The sequence below is a fragment of the Streptomyces sp. PKU-EA00015 genome (genome assembly GCF_013387495.1).
In the GTDB taxonomy this organism is placed as follows: domain Bacteria; phylum Actinomycetota; class Actinomycetes; order Streptomycetales; family Streptomycetaceae; genus Streptomyces.
Map to the genome: position 1 here is coordinate 161,534 of NZ_JABZEE010000011.1, position 15,751 is coordinate 177,284.

The 15,751-nt window shown below is 72.8% G+C and carries 13 protein-coding genes; 9 read left to right on the forward strand and 4 right to left on the reverse strand.

Going from position 1 to position 15,751, the window contains the following annotated elements; translation table 11 throughout:
• The first annotated feature begins 62 nt into the window (after positions 1-62).
• Both HW130_RS11380 and HW130_RS11385 read left to right on the forward strand, forming a co-directional pair.
• Positions 63-1,574, forward strand: a complete 1,512-nt coding sequence (locus HW130_RS11380) for a 3-hydroxyacyl-CoA dehydrogenase (RefSeq protein WP_177149363.1) — start codon at positions 63-65, stop codon at positions 1,572-1,574.
• Positions 1,571-2,170: a TetR/AcrR family transcriptional regulator gene (locus HW130_RS11385; protein ID WP_177149364.1), complete on the forward strand. Its 600-nt coding sequence runs from the start codon at positions 1,571-1,573 to the stop codon at positions 2,168-2,170. The genes HW130_RS11380 and HW130_RS11385 overlap by 4 nt, the downstream gene beginning before the upstream one ends.
• Before the next feature lie 115 nt (positions 2,171-2,285).
• Here the strand turns inward: HW130_RS11385 and HW130_RS11390 are convergent, their stop codons facing one another.
• Positions 2,286-2,828 (reverse strand): Lrp/AsnC family transcriptional regulator, encoded by a 543-nt coding sequence (locus HW130_RS11390; protein ID WP_177149473.1) that lies wholly within the window; start codon positions 2,826-2,828, stop codon positions 2,286-2,288.
• Between the two features lie 241 nt (positions 2,829-3,069).
• On the opposite strand from HW130_RS11390, the gene pdhA reads away from it, so the two are divergent.
• The 7 genes from pdhA (at position 3,070) to HW130_RS11425 (ending at position 11,320) form a co-directional block, all read left to right on the forward strand.
• On the forward strand, positions 3,070-4,209 hold the full coding sequence (pdhA, locus tag HW130_RS11395) for a pyruvate dehydrogenase (acetyl-transferring) E1 component subunit alpha (protein WP_177149474.1): 1,140 nt from the start codon (positions 3,070-3,072) through the stop codon (positions 4,207-4,209).
• A complete protein-coding gene (locus HW130_RS11400; protein ID WP_177149365.1) occupies positions 4,206-5,210 on the forward strand; it encodes an alpha-ketoacid dehydrogenase subunit beta in 1,005 nt (334 codons plus the stop codon). Before pdhA ends, HW130_RS11400 begins: the two co-directional genes overlap by 4 nt.
• Complete coding sequence (locus tag HW130_RS11405) at positions 5,210-6,655, forward strand: dihydrolipoamide acetyltransferase family protein (protein ID WP_177149366.1); 1,446 nt, start codon at positions 5,210-5,212, stop codon at positions 6,653-6,655. The genes HW130_RS11400 and HW130_RS11405 overlap by 1 nt, the downstream gene beginning before the upstream one ends.
• A 169-nt stretch (positions 6,656-6,824) precedes the next feature.
• Positions 6,825-7,781 carry an NTP transferase domain-containing protein gene (locus tag HW130_RS11410; RefSeq protein WP_177149367.1) on the forward strand — a complete coding sequence of 319 codons (957 nt, stop codon included), beginning with the start codon at positions 6,825-6,827 and terminating at the stop codon, positions 7,779-7,781.
• Positions 7,778-9,244, forward strand: a complete 1,467-nt coding sequence (locus HW130_RS11415; protein ID WP_177149368.1) for a molybdopterin molybdotransferase MoeA — start codon at positions 7,778-7,780, stop codon at positions 9,242-9,244. The genes HW130_RS11410 and HW130_RS11415 overlap by 4 nt, the downstream gene beginning before the upstream one ends.
• A complete protein-coding gene (locus HW130_RS11420; protein ID WP_177149475.1) occupies positions 9,196-10,320 on the forward strand; it encodes a TrkA family potassium uptake protein in 1,125 nt (374 codons plus the stop codon). The genes HW130_RS11415 and HW130_RS11420 overlap by 49 nt, the downstream gene beginning before the upstream one ends.
• 10 nt (positions 10,321-10,330) lie before the next feature.
• Positions 10,331-11,320: an NAD(P)H-quinone oxidoreductase gene (locus tag HW130_RS11425; protein WP_177149369.1), complete on the forward strand. Its 990-nt coding sequence runs from the start codon at positions 10,331-10,333 to the stop codon at positions 11,318-11,320.
• A gap of 112 nt (positions 11,321-11,432) precedes the next feature.
• Here the strand turns inward: HW130_RS11425 and HW130_RS11430 are convergent, their stop codons facing one another.
• The 3 genes from HW130_RS11430 to HW130_RS11440 form a co-directional block, all read right to left on the reverse strand.
• On the reverse strand, positions 11,433-11,975 hold the full coding sequence (locus HW130_RS11430; protein ID WP_177149370.1) for a bacterial proteasome activator family protein: 543 nt from the start codon (positions 11,973-11,975) through the stop codon (positions 11,433-11,435).
• A gap of 111 nt (positions 11,976-12,086) precedes the next feature.
• Entirely contained in the window at positions 12,087-14,948 is a 2,862-nt protein-coding gene (locus tag HW130_RS11435; RefSeq protein WP_177149371.1) for an ABC transporter permease, read from the reverse strand.
• Positions 14,945-15,706, reverse strand: a complete 762-nt coding sequence (locus HW130_RS11440) for an ABC transporter ATP-binding protein (RefSeq protein WP_177149372.1) — start codon at positions 15,704-15,706, stop codon at positions 14,945-14,947. Before HW130_RS11440 ends, HW130_RS11435 begins: the two co-directional genes overlap by 4 nt.
• Positions 15,707-15,751: the final 45 nt, after the last annotated feature.

Below are 15,751 nucleotides of genomic sequence, written 5' to 3' on the forward strand. Positions count from 1 at the left end.
CGATCGGTCGGTACAAGGGGGCCTGTCGAAGCTGTGGACAACTCATCGGGGAGGATCGCTCCATGACCGCCATCGACACCAGCCGCACCGTCGCCGTCGTCGGCACCGGCACCATGGGTCAGGGCATCGCGCAGGTCGCCCTCGTCGCGGGCCACCCCGTGCGGCTCTACGACGCCGTGGCCGGCCGGGCCGGTGAGGCCGCGGACGCGATCGGCGCGCGCCTGGACCGGCTGGTCGAGAAGGGCCGCATGGGCGCCGGGGAGCGCGACGCCGCCCGCGCGCGTCTCGTCCCGGCCGTGGACCTTGCGGAGCTCGCCGACGCCGCGCTCGTCGTCGAGGCGGTTCTCGAACAACTGGCGGTCAAGCAGGAGCTCTTCGCCGAGCTGGAGAAGATCGTCGCCGACGACTGCCTGCTCGCGACCAATACCTCCTCCCTCTCGGTGACAGCCGTCGCGGGAGCCCTCCGCGCTCCGGGCCGCTTCGTCGGCCTGCACTTCTTCAACCCCGCACCCCTCCTCCCCCTGGTCGAGGTCGTCAGCGGCCACGCCACCGACGAGGAGACCGCCACGCGCGCGTGGGCGACGGCCGCGGCCTGGGGCAAGACGCCCGTGCGCTGCGCCGACCTGCCCGGCTTCATCGTCAATCGCATAGCCCGGCCCTTCTACGCCGAGGCCTTCGCCGTCCACGAGGAGCACGGCATCGACCCGGCCACCATCGACGCGATCCTGCGCGAGAGCGGCGGCTTCGCCATGGGGCCGTTCGAGCTCACCGACCTGATCGGCCAGGACGTCAACGAGGCGGTCACCCGCTCGGTGTGGGAGTCCTTCTTCCACAGCCCCAAGTTCCAGCCTTCCCTCGCCCAGCGCCGGCTCGTCGAATCACGCAGGCTCGGCCGCAAGTCGGGCCACGGCTGGTTCTCGTACGCCGAGGGCGCCGCGCGGCCCGGGCCGGCCGACGCGGGACCCGAGGACGCGCCGGAGTACGTCATCGCAGAGGGCGACCTCGCACCCGCCGCAGAGCTGATCGGGATGATCCGCGAGGCGGGCATCACCGTGCGGCAGGAGGACGAGGACAAGGGCACCCGGCTGATCCTGCCGAGCGGCGGGCAGCTGGTGCTGGCGGACGGACAGATCTCCGCGGAGTTCCGCGACGTCGTCTACTTCGACCTCGCCCTCGACTACCGGACGGCAGGCCGGATCGCCCTGTCCGCGGCGGCCGAAGTCCAGCAGGACACCCTCGCGCAGGCCACCGGCCTGTTCCAGGCGCTCGGCAAGCGGGTCAGCGTCCTCCCCGACGTACCCGGCATGATCGTCGCCCGTACGGTCGCGATGCTCGGCGACCTCGCGCTGGACGCCGTCGCCCGGCGGGTCGCCTCCGCCGAGGACATCGACACCGCGATGCGGCTCGGCGTCAACTACCCGCTGGGGCCGGTCGAATGGAACGAGAAGCTCGGGCGTGACTGGGCCTGGGAGCTGCTGGCCAACCTCCACCAGGCCGTGCCGACCGGCCGTTACGCGCGCACGCTCGGACTGCACCAGTGGTCGTACGGCTCCCCGCTCGAGGATGCGTCATGACCACGCCCAAGCGGGACACGTACACCCCCGAGACCCTGCTGACCGTCGCGGTGCGGATCTTCAACGAGCGCGGCTACGACGGCACCTCCATGGAGCACCTGTCCCGGGCCGCGGGCATCTCCAAGTCCTCGATCTACCACCATGTCGCGGGCAAGGAGGAGCTGCTGCGCCGGGCCGTCAGCCGGGCCCTGGACGCCCTCTTCGCGATCCTCGACGAGGACGGCGCCGTGGGGGGCCGGGCCGTCGAGCGCGTCGAGTACGTCACCCGGCGCACCGTCGAGGTGCTCATGGCCGAACTGCCCTACGTGACGCTGCTGCTGCGCGTCCGCGGCAACACGAAGACCGAGCGGTGGGCCATGGAACGCCGCCGCGAGTTCGACCAGCGCGTCGCCGACCTGCTGAAGGCGGCCGCCGCGGAGGGTGACCTGCGCGCCGACATGGACACCCGTCTGGCGACGAGGCTGCTCTTCGGCATGGTGAACTCCCTCGTCGAGTGGTACCGCCCGCACGCGGGCGGCGGATACGACGGGGAGCAGGTGGCCGAGGCGGTCGTGCGGATGGCCTTCGACGGGCTGCGGACGGACGTGCCCGCCTGAGCGGTCTCCGGGCGGGCGGCGGACAAGGCTGCCGGGCGTTTCACGCCTGAACCAGTTCCCGGGACCGTTTCCGGACGGGTGGTACCTGAGGCGCCCCGCGTGCCGTCCCCTGCTCCTACGGGCCCTCCGGCGGTTCCGCGTCGGGGGCCAGGCCGGCGGCCGTGCCGGGCGGGCCGGGCACGGGGTCGAGGTCCGTCTCCTCGAAGACCAGCAGCGTGCGCGTCGACAGGACCTCGGGGATGGACTGCAGCCTGGTCAGGACCAGTTCGCGCAGCGTGCGGTTGTCGGGCGTGTGCACGAGGAGCAGCACGTCGAAGTCGCCGCTCACCAGGGCGATGTGCGCGGCTCCCGGCAGGGCCTGGAGCTGCTCGCGCACGGTCCGCCAGGAGTTCTGCACGATCTTGAGCGTGATGTAGGCGGACGCGCCCTGGCCCGCACGCTCGTGGTTCACGCGGGCGCTGAAGCCACGGATCACGCCGTCGTCGATGAGCCGGTTGATCCGTGCGTACGCGTTGGCGCGCGACACGTGGACCCGCTCGGCCACGGAACGGATCGAGGCGCGGCCGTCCGCCTGGAGCATCCGCAGGATGTCGCGGTCGATCGCGTCCAGGGGGCGCGGCGGCGGCGTCTGCTCCGGGCGGTCCCCGTCCTGGGCCATTTGTTCAGTCGGCATGTCCCCCCGCCTTCCCAGCATGGACGACCTGTCTCCATCTCAAGCTGTGGAGAACCGTTTGTCCACAGGCTGCCCGCGCCTGTAGCCAAAATGCGTCCACGACCGAACAATCGGTAGGTGAGGCGCGCCACACTCGCGACGCCTCCCGTTCGCATTCGTCGTCGCCTTCGTCTTCGTTGATCGTCGGCGCTCCCACGAGGAGGTGCTCGCGTTGAGAAAGAGCAGCATGACGGTCCAGGAGCTGCCCGGTGACGCTGCCGTCTACCGGCCCACCCCGCCCCCGGCCTGGCAGCACCGCACCGACCCCGCACCCCTGCTCCCGGACCCGGAGCCGTTCCGCGTGCTGGGCACCGAGGCAGCCGCCGCGGCCGACCCCGAGCTGCTGCTCCGGCTGTACGCGGAGCTCGTCCGCGGCCGGCGGTACAACGCTCAGGCGACCGCTCTCACCAAGCAGGGCCGGCTCGCCGTCTACCCGTCGAGCACCGGACAGGAGGCGTGCGAGGTCGCCGCGGCGCTGGCCCTCGAGGAGCGGGACTGGCTCTTCCCGAGCTACCGCGACACCCTCGCGGCCGTCGCCCGCGGGCTCGACCCTGTCAAGGCCCTGACCCTGCTGCGCGGCGACTGGCACACCGGCTACGACCCGTACGAGCACCGCATCGCGCCCCTGTGCACCCCGCTCGCCACCCAGCTGCCGCACGCCGTGGGACTGGCGCACGCGGCCCGCCTCAAGGGCGACGACGTCGTCGCGCTCGCCATGGTCGGCGACGGCGGCACGAGCGAGGGCGACTTCCACGAGGCACTGAACTTCGCTGCGGTGTGGCAGGCCCCCGTCGTCTTCCTCGTCCAGAACAACGGCTTCGCGATCTCCGTGCCGCTGGCCAAGCAGACCGCCGCGCCCTCCCTGGCGCACAAGGCCGTCGGCTACGGCATGCCCGGCCGCCTCGTCGACGGCAACGACGCCGTCGCCGTGCACCAGGTGCTCGGCGAGGCCGTCGCCCGGGCCCGGCGCGGTGGCGGTCCGACGCTGATCGAGGCCGTCACCTACCGCATGGACGCCCACACCAACGCCGACGACGCCACGCGCTACCGGGGCGACAGCGAGGTCGAGACCTGGCGGGGGCACGATCCGATCCTGCTGCTGGAGCGCGAGCTGACCGAGCGCGGACTGCTCGACGACGACCGCCGCAAGACGGCCGCCGACGCCGCCGAATCGATGGCGGCCGACCTGCGCGAGCGGATGAACGCCGACCCGGTCCTCGACCCGATGGACCTGTTCACCCACGTCTACGCGGAGCAGACCGGCCAGTTGCGTGAGCAGGCGGCGCAGCTGCGCGCCGAGCTCGACGCCGAGGGAGAAGCACGATGACCACGGCTGCCGTGAAGCCGGCGACCATGGCCCAGGCCCTCCAGCGCGCGATGCGCGACGCGATGGCCGAGGACCCCACCGTCCACGTGATGGGAGAGGACGTCGGCACGCTCGGCGGTGTCTTCCGGGTGACGGACGGGCTCGCGAAGGAGTTCGGCGAGGACCGCTGCACCGACACGCCGCTGGCCGAGGCCGGCATCCTCGGCACGGCCGTGGGCATGGCGATGTACGGGCTGCGGCCCGTCGTCGAGATGCAGTTCGACGCCTTCGCCTACCCCGCGTTCGAGCAGCTCATCAGCCATGTCGCCCGCATGCGCAACCGCACCCGCGGCGCCATGCCGCTGCCGATCACCGTCCGCGTGCCCTACGGCGGCGGAATCGGCGGCGTCGAGCACCACAGCGACTCCTCCGAGGCGTACTACATGGCGACTCCGGGCCTCCACGTCGTCACGCCCGCCACGGTCGAGGACGCCTACGGGATGCTGCGGGCAGCGATCGCCTCCGACGACCCCGTGGTCTTCCTGGAGCCCAAGCGGCTGTACTGGTCGAAGGCCCAGTGGTCGCCGGAGGCCCCCACGGCCGTCGAGCCGATCGGCCGCGCCGTCGTGCGGCGCCCCGGTCGCAGTGCCACGCTCATCACCTACGGACCCTCCGTGCCCGTCTGCATGGAGGCCGCCGGGGCGGCCGAGGCCGAGGGATGGGACCTGGAGGTCGTGGACCTGCGCTCGCTGGTCCCGTTCGACGACGAGACGGTCTGCGCCTCCGTACGGCGGACGGGCCGTGCGGTCGTCGTCCACGAGTCCACCGGCTTCGGCGGTCCCGGCGGGGAGATCGCCGCGCGGGTGACCGAGCGCTGCTTCCACCATCTGGAGGCGCCCGTGCTGCGGGTCGCCGGGTTCGACATCCCGTATCCGCCGCCGATGCTGGAGCGTCACCACCTCCCGGGCGTGGACCGGGTGCTGGACGCGGTGGCACGGCTGCAGTGGGAGGCGGAGAGCTGATGGCGCAGGTGCTCGAATTCAGGCTGCCCGACCTCGGTGAGGGACTGACCGAGGCGGAGATCGTGCGCTGGCTGGTGTCCGTGGGCGACGTCGTGGCGATCGACCAGCCCGTCGTCGAGGTCGAGACGGCCAAGGCGATGGTCGAGGTGCCGTGCCCGTACGGAGGCGTCGTCACCGCCCGCTTCGGTGAGGAGGGCACCGAGTTGCCCGTGGGCGCACCGCTGCTGACGGTCGCGGTGGGGGCGATGGACGCGGACACCGCGGGCGCCGCCGGTTCCGGTGGCGCTGCCGGGCCGGCCGCCGACATCGGGGACACCGGCACGGAGACCTCCGGGAACGTGCTGGTCGGGTACGGGACCGGGGCCCCGGCGGCCCGCCGACGACGCGTCCGGCCCGCCACGGGCACACCGTCCGCCGACGGCGCCGGCCGCATCTCGGGCAACGTGCCCGCTGCCGCCCGGCAGGCGGGCGCGGCGGTGGCCACGGCGACCGGCCCCACCCCTGGCGCGTCGGCGCACAGGGCTGCCGGCGAGCGGGCGCCGCAGGACGGCCCCGTGGCCGTCATCTCGCCGCTCGTGCGCAGGCTCGCCCGTGAGCACGGTCTCGACCTGCGACGCCTCGCCGGATCCGGCCCCGACGGGCTGATCCTGCGGGCCGACGTGGAGCGGGCCGTGAGCGCCGCCGGCACGCAGCTCCAGGCTCCTGCCGCACCGCAGCCCGTGGCCGCCCGGTCCGAGGCGCCCTTGGCGTCGGCACAGGGCGAGCGCGTTCCGCTGCGGGGAGTGCGCGGAGCGGTGGCCGAAAAGCTCTCGCGCAGCCGGCGTGAGATCCCCGACGCCACCTGCTGGGTCGACGCGGACGCCACCGAGCTGATGGCCGCCCGTGTGGCGATGAACGCGGCGGGCGGCGAGAAGATCTCTCTCCTCGCGCTTCTCGCCCGGATCTGCACGGCCGCGCTCGCGCGCTACCCCGAGCTCAACTCCACCGTGGACACGGAGGCCCGCGAGATCGTGCGGCTCCCCGAGGTTCATCTCGGTTTCGCGGCACAGACCGAGCGGGGTCTGGTCGTGCCCGTCGTCAAGGACGCGCACACCAGGTCTGCGGAGTCGCTCACCGCGGAGTTCGCGCGGCTGACGGAGGCGGCGAGGCAGGGGACGTTGACCCCGGCCGACCTCACGGGCGGCACGTTCACGCTGAACAACTACGGGGTGTTCGGAGTCGACGGCTCCACGCCGATCATCAACCATCCCGAGGCTGCCATGCTCGGCGTCGGCCGGATCGTGCCGAAGCCGTGGGTGCACGAGGGCGAGCTGGCGGTACGACAGGTGGTCCAGTTGTCGCTGACCTTCGACCACCGGGTCTGCGACGGCGGCACCGCCGGCGGATTCCTGCGCTACGTCGCCGACTGCGTGGAGCACCCGTCGGTCCTGCTGCGCACCCTGTAGGGCGCCCCGGTACACAGCCGGGGACACGCACGCTGCAGGACGCCCCGGCACACGCCGGGGACATCACCGGCAGACAGCCGGGACACCCGCGGGCACGCCCCGGACCGAGATCCGACCGGAGATCGGGACGGGGCTCCCCGCCTGCCACGATCCGGCCCATACTGCATGGGTGACCGCGAAGACCGCGTACGACGCCATCGTGCTCGCCGGAGGCGCCGCGAAGCGCCTGGGCGGAGCCGACAAGCCGGCGGTGAGCGTGGGCGGGCGGGCCCTGCTCGACCGGGTCCTCGGCGTATGCCGGGACGCCGGGCGCACCGTCGTCGTCGGCGGACGCCGCCCCACCGCCCGCCCCGTCGTATGGGCCCGCGAGGAGCCGCCGGGCGGCGGACCGCTCGCCGCGCTCGACGCCGGAGTCCGGCAGTGCGACGCGCCCTCGGTGCTCGTGCTCTCCGCCGACCTGCCGTTCCTCGGACGGACGACCGTGCGGCGCCTGATCTCCGCGCTCGACGAGAGCGACCGGGAGGCGGCGCTGCTGACCGACGCCGACGGCCGCGACCAGCCTCTCGTAGCCGCCTACCGCACCGAGCCGCTCCGACGTGAACTCGCTCTCCTCGCGACCGAACACGGCACCCTTTCCGGACTGCCGCTGCGTCTTCTGGCACAGGAACTGGACCTTGCCCGGGTCCGGACCGACCCTCTCGCCTCCTTCGACTGCGACACCTGGGAGGACGTTTCCGCTGCCCGGGCCCGTATCAGGGAGCATGGCTACGTGCTGGATGAATGGATCACCGCAGTCAAGGACGAACTCGGCGTCGAACTCGACGTCGACACCCGTGTCCTGCTCGACCTCGCCCGCGATGCCGCGCACGGAGTCGCCCGCCCCGCCGCGCCGCTGACCACCTTCCTGGTGGGTTACGCGGCCGCCCGGGCAGGCGGCGGACCGGAGGCCGTGGCCGAGGCCGCCCGCAAGGCCGTCGCTCTCGCGACCCGCTGGGCGGAGGAGACCGAGCAGGCCGCCGGGCCCCCACCCGGGGCGGCCGGGACCGGCCCTGCCGCCTCCGGGACCGAACGCGGCGCCGGCGCCTCCCACGACCCACGCAAGAACGGCGAGGCCGAAGCCGGATGACCGGCCACGACGACACATCGGGCCGCCCCGGCACCGGGCCCGCCCACGAGGACCCGCCTCCCGGCGGGCGACGGCAGAAGCGCGTCCACGACGATCCCCGCTCCGCCCCGCGCCGACAGGAGCTCGCCCCCGAGGGCGACCTCGACGGAGTGGACGAGGCCCTCGCTCTCGTCGGCCCGCGAGACCGGCAGCCCGGCCGTGCGGATCCCGGCGCCGCGCCCCCCGGCGCTGCCGCTCCCGCGCGCCACCGTGCCACCTCCTGGCCCGAGGCGCGCTCCCACGCCGCCCGGATCGGACGCGCTGCCGCGCCCCGGACGCGGAGCGCGGCCCTCGGCGACGCGCTGGGACAGGTCGTCGCCGAGCCGCTCGTGGCGCTGTGCGACCTCCCGTCCTTCGACACCTCCGCCATGGACGGCTGGGCGGTCGCCGGCCCCGGGCCCTGGCGCCTGGACACGGAGGCGTCCGTCCTCGCCGGGCACGGCGAGACGCGGCCCCTCCCCGACGGCACGGCGGTACGCATCGCCACCGGCGCACGGGTGCCGCCCGGCACGACCGCCGTCATCCGCAGCGAGCACGCCCGTGCCGGTGCGGCCGCACAGCAGCTGCACGCCGAGCGTGAGGTCGTGCCGGGCCAGGACATCCGGCCGCGCGGCCAGGAGTGCCGTGCGGGCGACCAGCTCCTGCCCTCCGGCTCCCAGGTGACCCCGGCCGTCCTGGGGCTGGCCGCGGCCGCCGGTTACGACCACCTCGTGACCGTCGCCCGGCCGCGTGTCGAGGTCCTGGTGCTCGGCGACGAACTGCTCACCTCCGGGCTCCCCCACGACGGCCTCATCCGCGACGCACTCGGCCCGATGATCGGTCCCTGGCTGGCGTCGCTGGGAGCCGAAGTCGTCGCGACCCGGCGGATCGGCGACGACGCCGAGGCCCTGCACCGTGCCGTCACGACCTCCGACGCCGACCTGCTGATCACCACCGGCGGTACGGCGGCGGGGCCCGTCGACCACGTCCACCCGGTGCTGCGCAAGGCGGGCGCCGAGCTGCTGGTCGACGGAGTCGCCGTACGGCCCGGCCACCCCATGCTGCTCGCCCGGCTCGCTCCCGGCCGTCACCTGGTGGGCCTGCCCGGCAATCCCCTGGCCGCCGTCTCGGGTCTGCTCACGCTCGCCGAGCCGCTGCTGCGCGGACTCTGCGGGCGACCGCCCGCGGTTCCGTACAGCCTGCCCGTTCGGGATGCGGTGCACGGCCACCCGCACGACACCCGGCTCGTGCCGTTCGTGCACGGCGAGGATCTGCTCGTGCCGCTCCACTACAACGGTCCGGCGATGCTGCGGGGCATCGCGGCCGCCGACGGTCTGGCCGTGGTCCCGCCCGGTGGGGCACAAGCCGGTGACGAGCTGGAAGTCCTCGACCTGCCCTGGGCCGCCTGGACGCCGCCGACCGCCGAGGGAGGACGTTTCACGTGAAACTTCCCGGCCACGACGCCATGGCGCGGAATGCGGACGAACAGCTGATCACGAGCCGGGTGAAGCTTCCCCGACGGGTCGTCGAGCGTCCGCTGCGGCAGGTCAGCAAGCGCCTGCTGATGGCCCTGATGGTGCTCCTCATCACGGTGCTGCTCGTCTGGAGCGACCGCCACGGGTACCACGACAACGCCGACGACTCCGTCGACTTCCTCGACTGCATCTACTACGCGACCGTCACCCTCTCCACCACGGGGTACGGCGACATCGTTCCCTACAGCGACGCGGCCCGGCTCACGAACGTGCTGCTGGTGACCCCGCTGCGTGTGCTCTTTCTGATCATCCTGGTCGGCACCACCCTCGAGGTCCTCACCGAACGCACCCGGGAGGAGTGGCGACTGAACCGCTGGAGGTCCACCTTGCGCGATCACACCGTCATCGTCGGCTTCGGCACGAAGGGACGATCGGCGATGATGACGCTCTGCGCCACCGGCCTGCGGAAGGACCAGATCGTCGTCGTCGATCCGAGCAGCAAGGTGATCGAGGCGGCCAATGCCGAGGGCTTCGTCGGCGTGGTCGGCGACGCCACCCGCAGCGACGTGCTCATCCGTGCCGAACTCCAGAAGGCCCGCCAGATCATCGTCGCCCCCCAGCGCGACGACACCGCCGTGCTGGTCACCCTGACGGCCCGCCAGCTCAACCGCGGCGCCAAGATCGTCGCCGCCGTCCGGGAGGAGGAGAACGCGCCGCTGCTGCGCCAGTCCGGCGCCGACGCGGTCATCACCAGCTCGGGCGCCGCCGGCCGGCTGCTCGGCCTGTCCGTGCTCAGCCCCAGCGCCGGTACGGTCCTGGAGGACCTCATCCAGCAGGGCAGCGGCCTCGACCTCATCGAGCGGCCGGTGATAAAGGCCGAGGTGGGCCGCGACGTGCGGGAGACGGACGACCTGGTCGTCAGCGTGCTGCGGGGGCACCGGCTGATCGGCTACGACGACCCCGCGGCGAGCCCGCTGCAACTCACCGACCGGCTCATCACCATCGTCCGCTCACAGAACGACCAGACGCCCGGCGGCCGGGAGTAGCCTCGCGGCCATGTATGCGATCACGATTCCCGAACCCGGTGGTCCCGAGGCCCTGGTCTGGGCCGAGGTCCCCGACCCCGTACCCGGCGAGGGAGAAGTCCTCGTCGACGTCGTCGCCAGCGCCGTCAATCGCGCCGATCTGCTGCAACGGCAGGGCTTCTACGACCCGCCGCCCGGCTCCTCCCCCTACCCCGGCCTCGAGTGCGCGGGCCGGATCTCCGCGCTGGGGCCCGGGGTTTCGGGCTGGTCCGTCGGCGACGAGGTGTGCGCGCTGCTCGCGGGCGGCGGATACGCCGAGAAAGTCGCCGTACCGGCAGGGCAGTTGCTGCCGGTCCCGGCCGGAGTGGATCTGGCGACGGCCGCGGCGCTGCCCGAGGTCGCCGCGACCGTGTGGTCCAACGTCTTCATGATCACCCACCTGCGGCCGGGCGAGACCCTGCTCGTCCACGGTGGCGCGAGCGGCATCGGGACGATGGCGATCCAGCTGGCCAAGGCCGTGGGCGCGCGGGTGGCGGTGACGGCGGGCGGCCCCGAAAAGCTCGCGCGCTGCGCTGAGTTGGGCGCCGACATCCTGATCGACTACCGCGAGCAGGACTTCGTCGAGGAGATCCGCAAGGCGACGGACGGCGCCGGGGCCGACGTCATTCTCGACATCGTCGGCGCCAAGTACCTGGACCGGAACGTCCGGGCGCTGGCGGTCAACGGCCGGCTCGCCGTCATCGGACTCCAGGGCGGCGTGAAGGGCGAGCTGGATCTCCGCGCCCTGCTGGCCAAGCGGGCGGCGATCACCGCCACCTCGCTGCGCGCCCGTCCGCTGGGCGAGAAGGCGGCCATCATCGCGGCCGTGGCCGAGCATGTCTGGCCGCTGATCGCAGCCGGCCGGGTACGCGCGGTCGTGGACCGCCATGTGCCGCTGCCGGAAGCCGCCGAGGCCCACCGGGCGCTGGAGTCCGGTGAGCACGTGGGCAAGGTGCTGCTGATCGCGCCCGAGAAGCCCTGAGGGGCGTACGCCACGCCGAAGGCCCGGCCCACCGAGCGGTGGGCCGGGCCTTTCGCTGTCCGGCGATGAAGCCGTGCCTGGTGACGGCCGTGCCCGGCTGCGCCGATCCTGGTTACAGATACGGACCGGAGCGGATCGCTCCGTGCTGCCCGCCCTCGTCGTCGTCGTGCGGGGCACCGGGCGGCAGGGCGCGGCGCATCTGCTCCAACTGGGCCCTTGCGGCCATCTGCTGGGCGAACAGCGCCGTCTGGATGCCGTGGAAGAGACCCTCCAGCCAGCCGACCAACTGAGCCTGGGCGATGCGCAGTTCTGCCTCGGAGGGAATCGCGTCGTCGGTGAACGGGAGGGACAGGCGCTCCAGTTCCTCGACGAGCTCGGGCGCGAGGCCGTCCTCGAGCTCCTTGACCGAACCGCGGTGGATCTCCTTGAGCCGGACGCGGCTGGCCTCGTCGAGAGGCGCCGCCCGCACTTCCTCCAGAAGCTGCTTGATCATGCTGCCGATGCGCATGACCTTCGCAGGCTGTTCGACCATCTCCGTCACCGGGACCTCGCGCGACTCGTCGTCACCGTCACCGCCGCCGAGCGCCATCCCGTCCTGTCCCACCACGAGGACGTGGGGGCTCTCCTGCGACCGTTCATTCCTCGGCATCTCCATGCCGCCATTCTCTCGTACATGGGCGTCACCACACGGTGTGCCCCCGCAGGAAGGTGATCCACCCTCCTGCGGGGGCACGAAATCGCAGCGCACGGCCGTGGGCGGGTCCTCTCAGGTCGCCTCGCGGCGGGCGAGCGCCCCGCGGGAGCGGGTGACCAGGGCCGCCAGCAGGGCCGCCCCGACCGGCACGGCGACCAGCAGCGTGGCCAGCGTCTCCCACGGCACCACGATCGGCACGTACGGCAGCTCGCCCGCGCCCCAGCCGTTGTCGAGGGCCTCCTGGTACCAGCCCATCTGCTGACGCTTCTCGGTGAGCCGCAGGCCGACGGCCGGCAGGACTCCCGCCGCCGATCCCAGCACCACGCCCATCGCGGCGACCACGCCGCACTGGAATCCGCTGAGCGTCCTGCGGACCCGCGGCGGGGCGCCGACGGCGGCCAGCGTCTTCAGGTCGGCCTCCGCGTCGGCCTGCGCCAGGCCCGTGGCGATACCCGCCGCACCGATGGTGATCAGTCCGGCGAAGACGGTCAGTGCCAGCATCACGATGCTGTTCTCGCTGGTGTAGCCCTCCTCGACGTGCAGGCTGATGTCCGCGCCCGTCCTGTCGAGCTCGTCGTCGAGCTTCTGACGCTGTTCGGTGGTGGGCATCTCCTCGGTGGAGAAGTAGGCGCCGATCGGGACCGTGTCGAAGCCGGCCTTCTCGGCCGCCGTCGGCGGCACGACGAGCCTGACGCCGTACGTCTCCGGCGTGCCGGCGACCTGGTGGACGGGCAGGCTCCTGATCTCGCCGGGAGCCTCCTTGCCCTGCTCCATGGCCCTGTCGGCGGCCTCGATGTCGGTGATCAGCCGGATGTCGATCGAGCCCTGAGCGTTGACGTTGCGCTTGTCGAAGGAGACCGCCCGGCCGGAGGCCAGGGCCTTCTCGGCGGCCGGGTCGTCGATGCCGAGCACCTTGAGCAGCTTCTCGTCGCCGACGAGAAGCCCGCCGTCGGTGGGCACACCGTAGCCGCCGCTTTCCTGGCAGCGCCAGTCCTTGGCGAGCTTGCGGCGTTCGGCCTTGCTGAACTTCGCGGCCGGGTCCTGGCCGGGCTTGGCGACGTCCGTCGTCCACATGGGGCATTCGTGGGCCTTGGGCACGATCACTTCGTAGCGGCCGCAGCCCTCGCGCGGCTCGTACATCGAGCAGTTCTTCTTACCGACGGCGATGCGGTCCACATCGGCCCGCACGTCGACGGGCAGCAGCTTCTGCACCGTGGCGCGCACACCGGGGACGTCGCGCCCGCCCGCCTCGTCCATCGTCACCGAGACGGCTCCGTGCGGCAGTTGCGCCTGGTACTCGGCCCTGCGCTGGGTGTCCTCGCTCGCCGCGTACGTCGCCACAGCCACGGTGCCGGCCACCGCGGCCAGCACCGCGGCGACAGCGGGAGCCGTACGGCCCCGGTTGCGCACGGCGTCGCGCAGCGCGAGCCGCGGAGAGAGCGGCAGCAGACGGCCGGTCCGGCCGAACAGGCCGACCAGGGCCGGGGTCAGCGCGACCACACCCAGCTCGGCAAGGGCGCTGCCGCCCGCCACCACGACGAACTGGTCCGTCATCGTGGACCCGTACAGCGCGATGGAGGCACCGAGGGCGACCGCGACCAGGCCGACGACCGGCAGCACACGGCTGCTCCTGCGCACACCGCGGCGGCCGGTGAGGGAGGCGAGGACGGACTGCCGGGACGCCGTGATCGCGGGGACGATCGCGGCCAGCAGACCGGTCAGCACGGCCAGCAGGGCGATCGCGAGGAGTTCCAGGGGCCGTATGTCGAAGCTGCCGAAGCGCTGGCCCATGTAGTCCTCCAGCACCGGCTGGAGGGCGAAGGTCAGGATCAGGCCGAGCAGGGTGCCCGCGACGGCCGCGGCGACGCCGATCACCAGACCGCCCGCGAGGACGATGGCCCGGATGTGGCGGCGGTCGCCGCCGTTGGCGCCCACGAGACCCAGCTGACGGCGCGAGCGGCGTGCCCCCACGGCGAACGCGGGACCGGCGAGCAGGCAGATCTCCAGCATGGCCAGACCGACGACCGTGCCCACGGCGGCGAGCGCGGCGGCCTTGGCGGCGGTGCTCTCCTCGTAGTTGCCCCAGTCCTCCTTCTGGAACAGCGGCACCTCGGAGTCGGCGGGCGGGTTCAGGGCCACGGTGCGGGAAAGGACCGTCACACCCTTGGCGTTGATCTCCTGGACCGTGTTCCACGTGAAACCACCGGGAACGGTGACGAGAAGGCTCGTGCCGGCCGAGGGCCCCGGCAGCCCGGCGGCCTCCAGAGCCTTGGCGAGCGGGGCGATCAGGGCGCCGGGAAGGGCGTTGACCTGGTCGGTGTCCAGTGCGTCGGGGAGCTCGTACGCACCGACGATCGTGTACGCGCGGTCGAAGCCGCGCGCGGTCAGCTTCGAGCCGACCTTCAGACCGCTGCTCTCGAGGAAGTGCGTGGTGGCGGCGACCTCGTCGGACTTCTGCGGCAGCCTGCCGCTGACGACCGGCATGATGCCCCGGGCCATCGGGTCGGAGGCCTTCAGCTCACGGATCTCCGTCGGCAGCAGACCGTGGGTCGTGCGGAGCTTGGCGTAGCCGGTCGTGTCCGTCAGCGTCCTGGCGCCCGCGGGCAGAACCTTGGCGATGTCCGTGCTGCCCTCGGGATACGGCTTGTCTTCGAAGTCCTCGGCCGGAGTGTAGTTGCTGCCGTCCGGGGCCTGGAGGATCGGGACGCCGCCCATGCCGGGATCGGAGAGCCGCGCGTCAGCGGCGCCGATCCGGCGCGCCAGGCTCTGCTCGGTCGACAACTCGGCGCTGCGCACGGTGAGATCGGCGGCGCTCACCCCGAGGATGGGCAGCGCGATCATCGCGAGAACCAGGAAGCTGCGCCCCTTGGAGCGCCAGGCGTCGCGGCGCGCGATACGGATCGCGGCCCGCCAGGAGTGGTACCAGGTCGTCACAGCTCGGCCGCCTGGCCCGAGAGCAGCGAGTCCGCGTCGCTGCGGACGGTCTGGTCGACGACCGCGCCGTCCCGCAGGAACACGACCCGGTCGGCCCATGCGGCGAACCGGGGCTCGTGGGTGACCAGGATGCCGGCCGCGCCGGCGTCGCAGCGCGCCCGCAGCAGCGCCAGCACGGACTCTCCGGTCTCGGAGTCGAGGGCGCCGGTGGGCTCGTCGGCGAGCACGAGCCGGCGCTCGCCCACGAGGGCGCGGGCGATGGCGACGCGCTGCTGCTGACCGCCGGACATCTCGTCGGGGAAGCGGTCGGCGAGGTGGCCGAGCTCCATCTCCGCCAGGGCCGCGAGGGCTTCGGTGCGGGCCTTGCGGGCCGAGGTGCCGTCGAGTTCACGCGGCAGGGCGACGTTCTCGGCGGCGGTGAGGGCGGGAATGAGGTTGTAGTCCTGGAAGACGTACCCGATGCTGCGGCGGCGCAGGGCGGCGAGCGTCTTGCGGTCCGCGGTGGTGATGTCGGTGTTCTCGACGATCACCCGTCCCGACGTCGGGAGGTCGAGCCCGCCCGCGATGGTGAGGAGCGTGGACTTGCCGGATCCCGACGGGCCCATGACGGCGACGAGTTCACCGGGGAAGACGTCGAGGTCGATGCCGCGCAGGGCGTGCACCTCGGTGGCTCCGCTGCCGTGGACGCGCGTCAGCTGCTGGAGTTGCAGTACGGGCTGCTGCGACGGAAGTGGCTGTGGTGACGGGTGTTGGGACATGGATGGTTTCCCCCTTGAGCGGGTGAGTACACACGGGCGGTGTAC

What these genes read in the sequence shown, in the direction of transcription:
- HW130_RS11430 (WP_177149370.1), bottom strand. Translation starts at nt 11,975, where the DNA reads ATGGAGATGCCGAGGAATGAACGGTCGCAGGAGAGCCCCCACGTCCTC.
- pdhA (WP_177149474.1), top strand. Translation starts at nt 3,070, where the DNA reads ATGACGGTCCAGGAGCTGCCCGGTGACGCTGCCGTCTACCGGCCCACC.
- HW130_RS11385 (WP_177149364.1), top strand. Translation starts at nt 1,571, where the DNA reads ATGACCACGCCCAAGCGGGACACGTACACCCCCGAGACCCTGCTGACC.
- HW130_RS11425 (WP_177149369.1), top strand. Translation starts at nt 10,331, where the DNA reads ATGTATGCGATCACGATTCCCGAACCCGGTGGTCCCGAGGCCCTGGTC.
- HW130_RS11415 (WP_177149368.1), top strand. Translation starts at nt 7,778, where the DNA reads ATGACCGGCCACGACGACACATCGGGCCGCCCCGGCACCGGGCCCGCC.
- HW130_RS11390 (WP_177149473.1), bottom strand. Translation starts at nt 2,828, where the DNA reads ATGGCCCAGGACGGGGACCGCCCGGAGCAGACGCCGCCGCCGCGCCCC.
- HW130_RS11405 (WP_177149366.1), top strand. Translation starts at nt 5,210, where the DNA reads ATGGCGCAGGTGCTCGAATTCAGGCTGCCCGACCTCGGTGAGGGACTG.
- HW130_RS11440 (WP_177149372.1), bottom strand. Translation starts at nt 15,706, where the DNA reads ATGTCCCAACACCCGTCACCACAGCCACTTCCGTCGCAGCAGCCCGTA.
- HW130_RS11380 (WP_177149363.1), top strand. Translation starts at nt 63, where the DNA reads ATGACCGCCATCGACACCAGCCGCACCGTCGCCGTCGTCGGCACCGGC.
- HW130_RS11400 (WP_177149365.1), top strand. Translation starts at nt 4,206, where the DNA reads ATGACCACGGCTGCCGTGAAGCCGGCGACCATGGCCCAGGCCCTCCAG.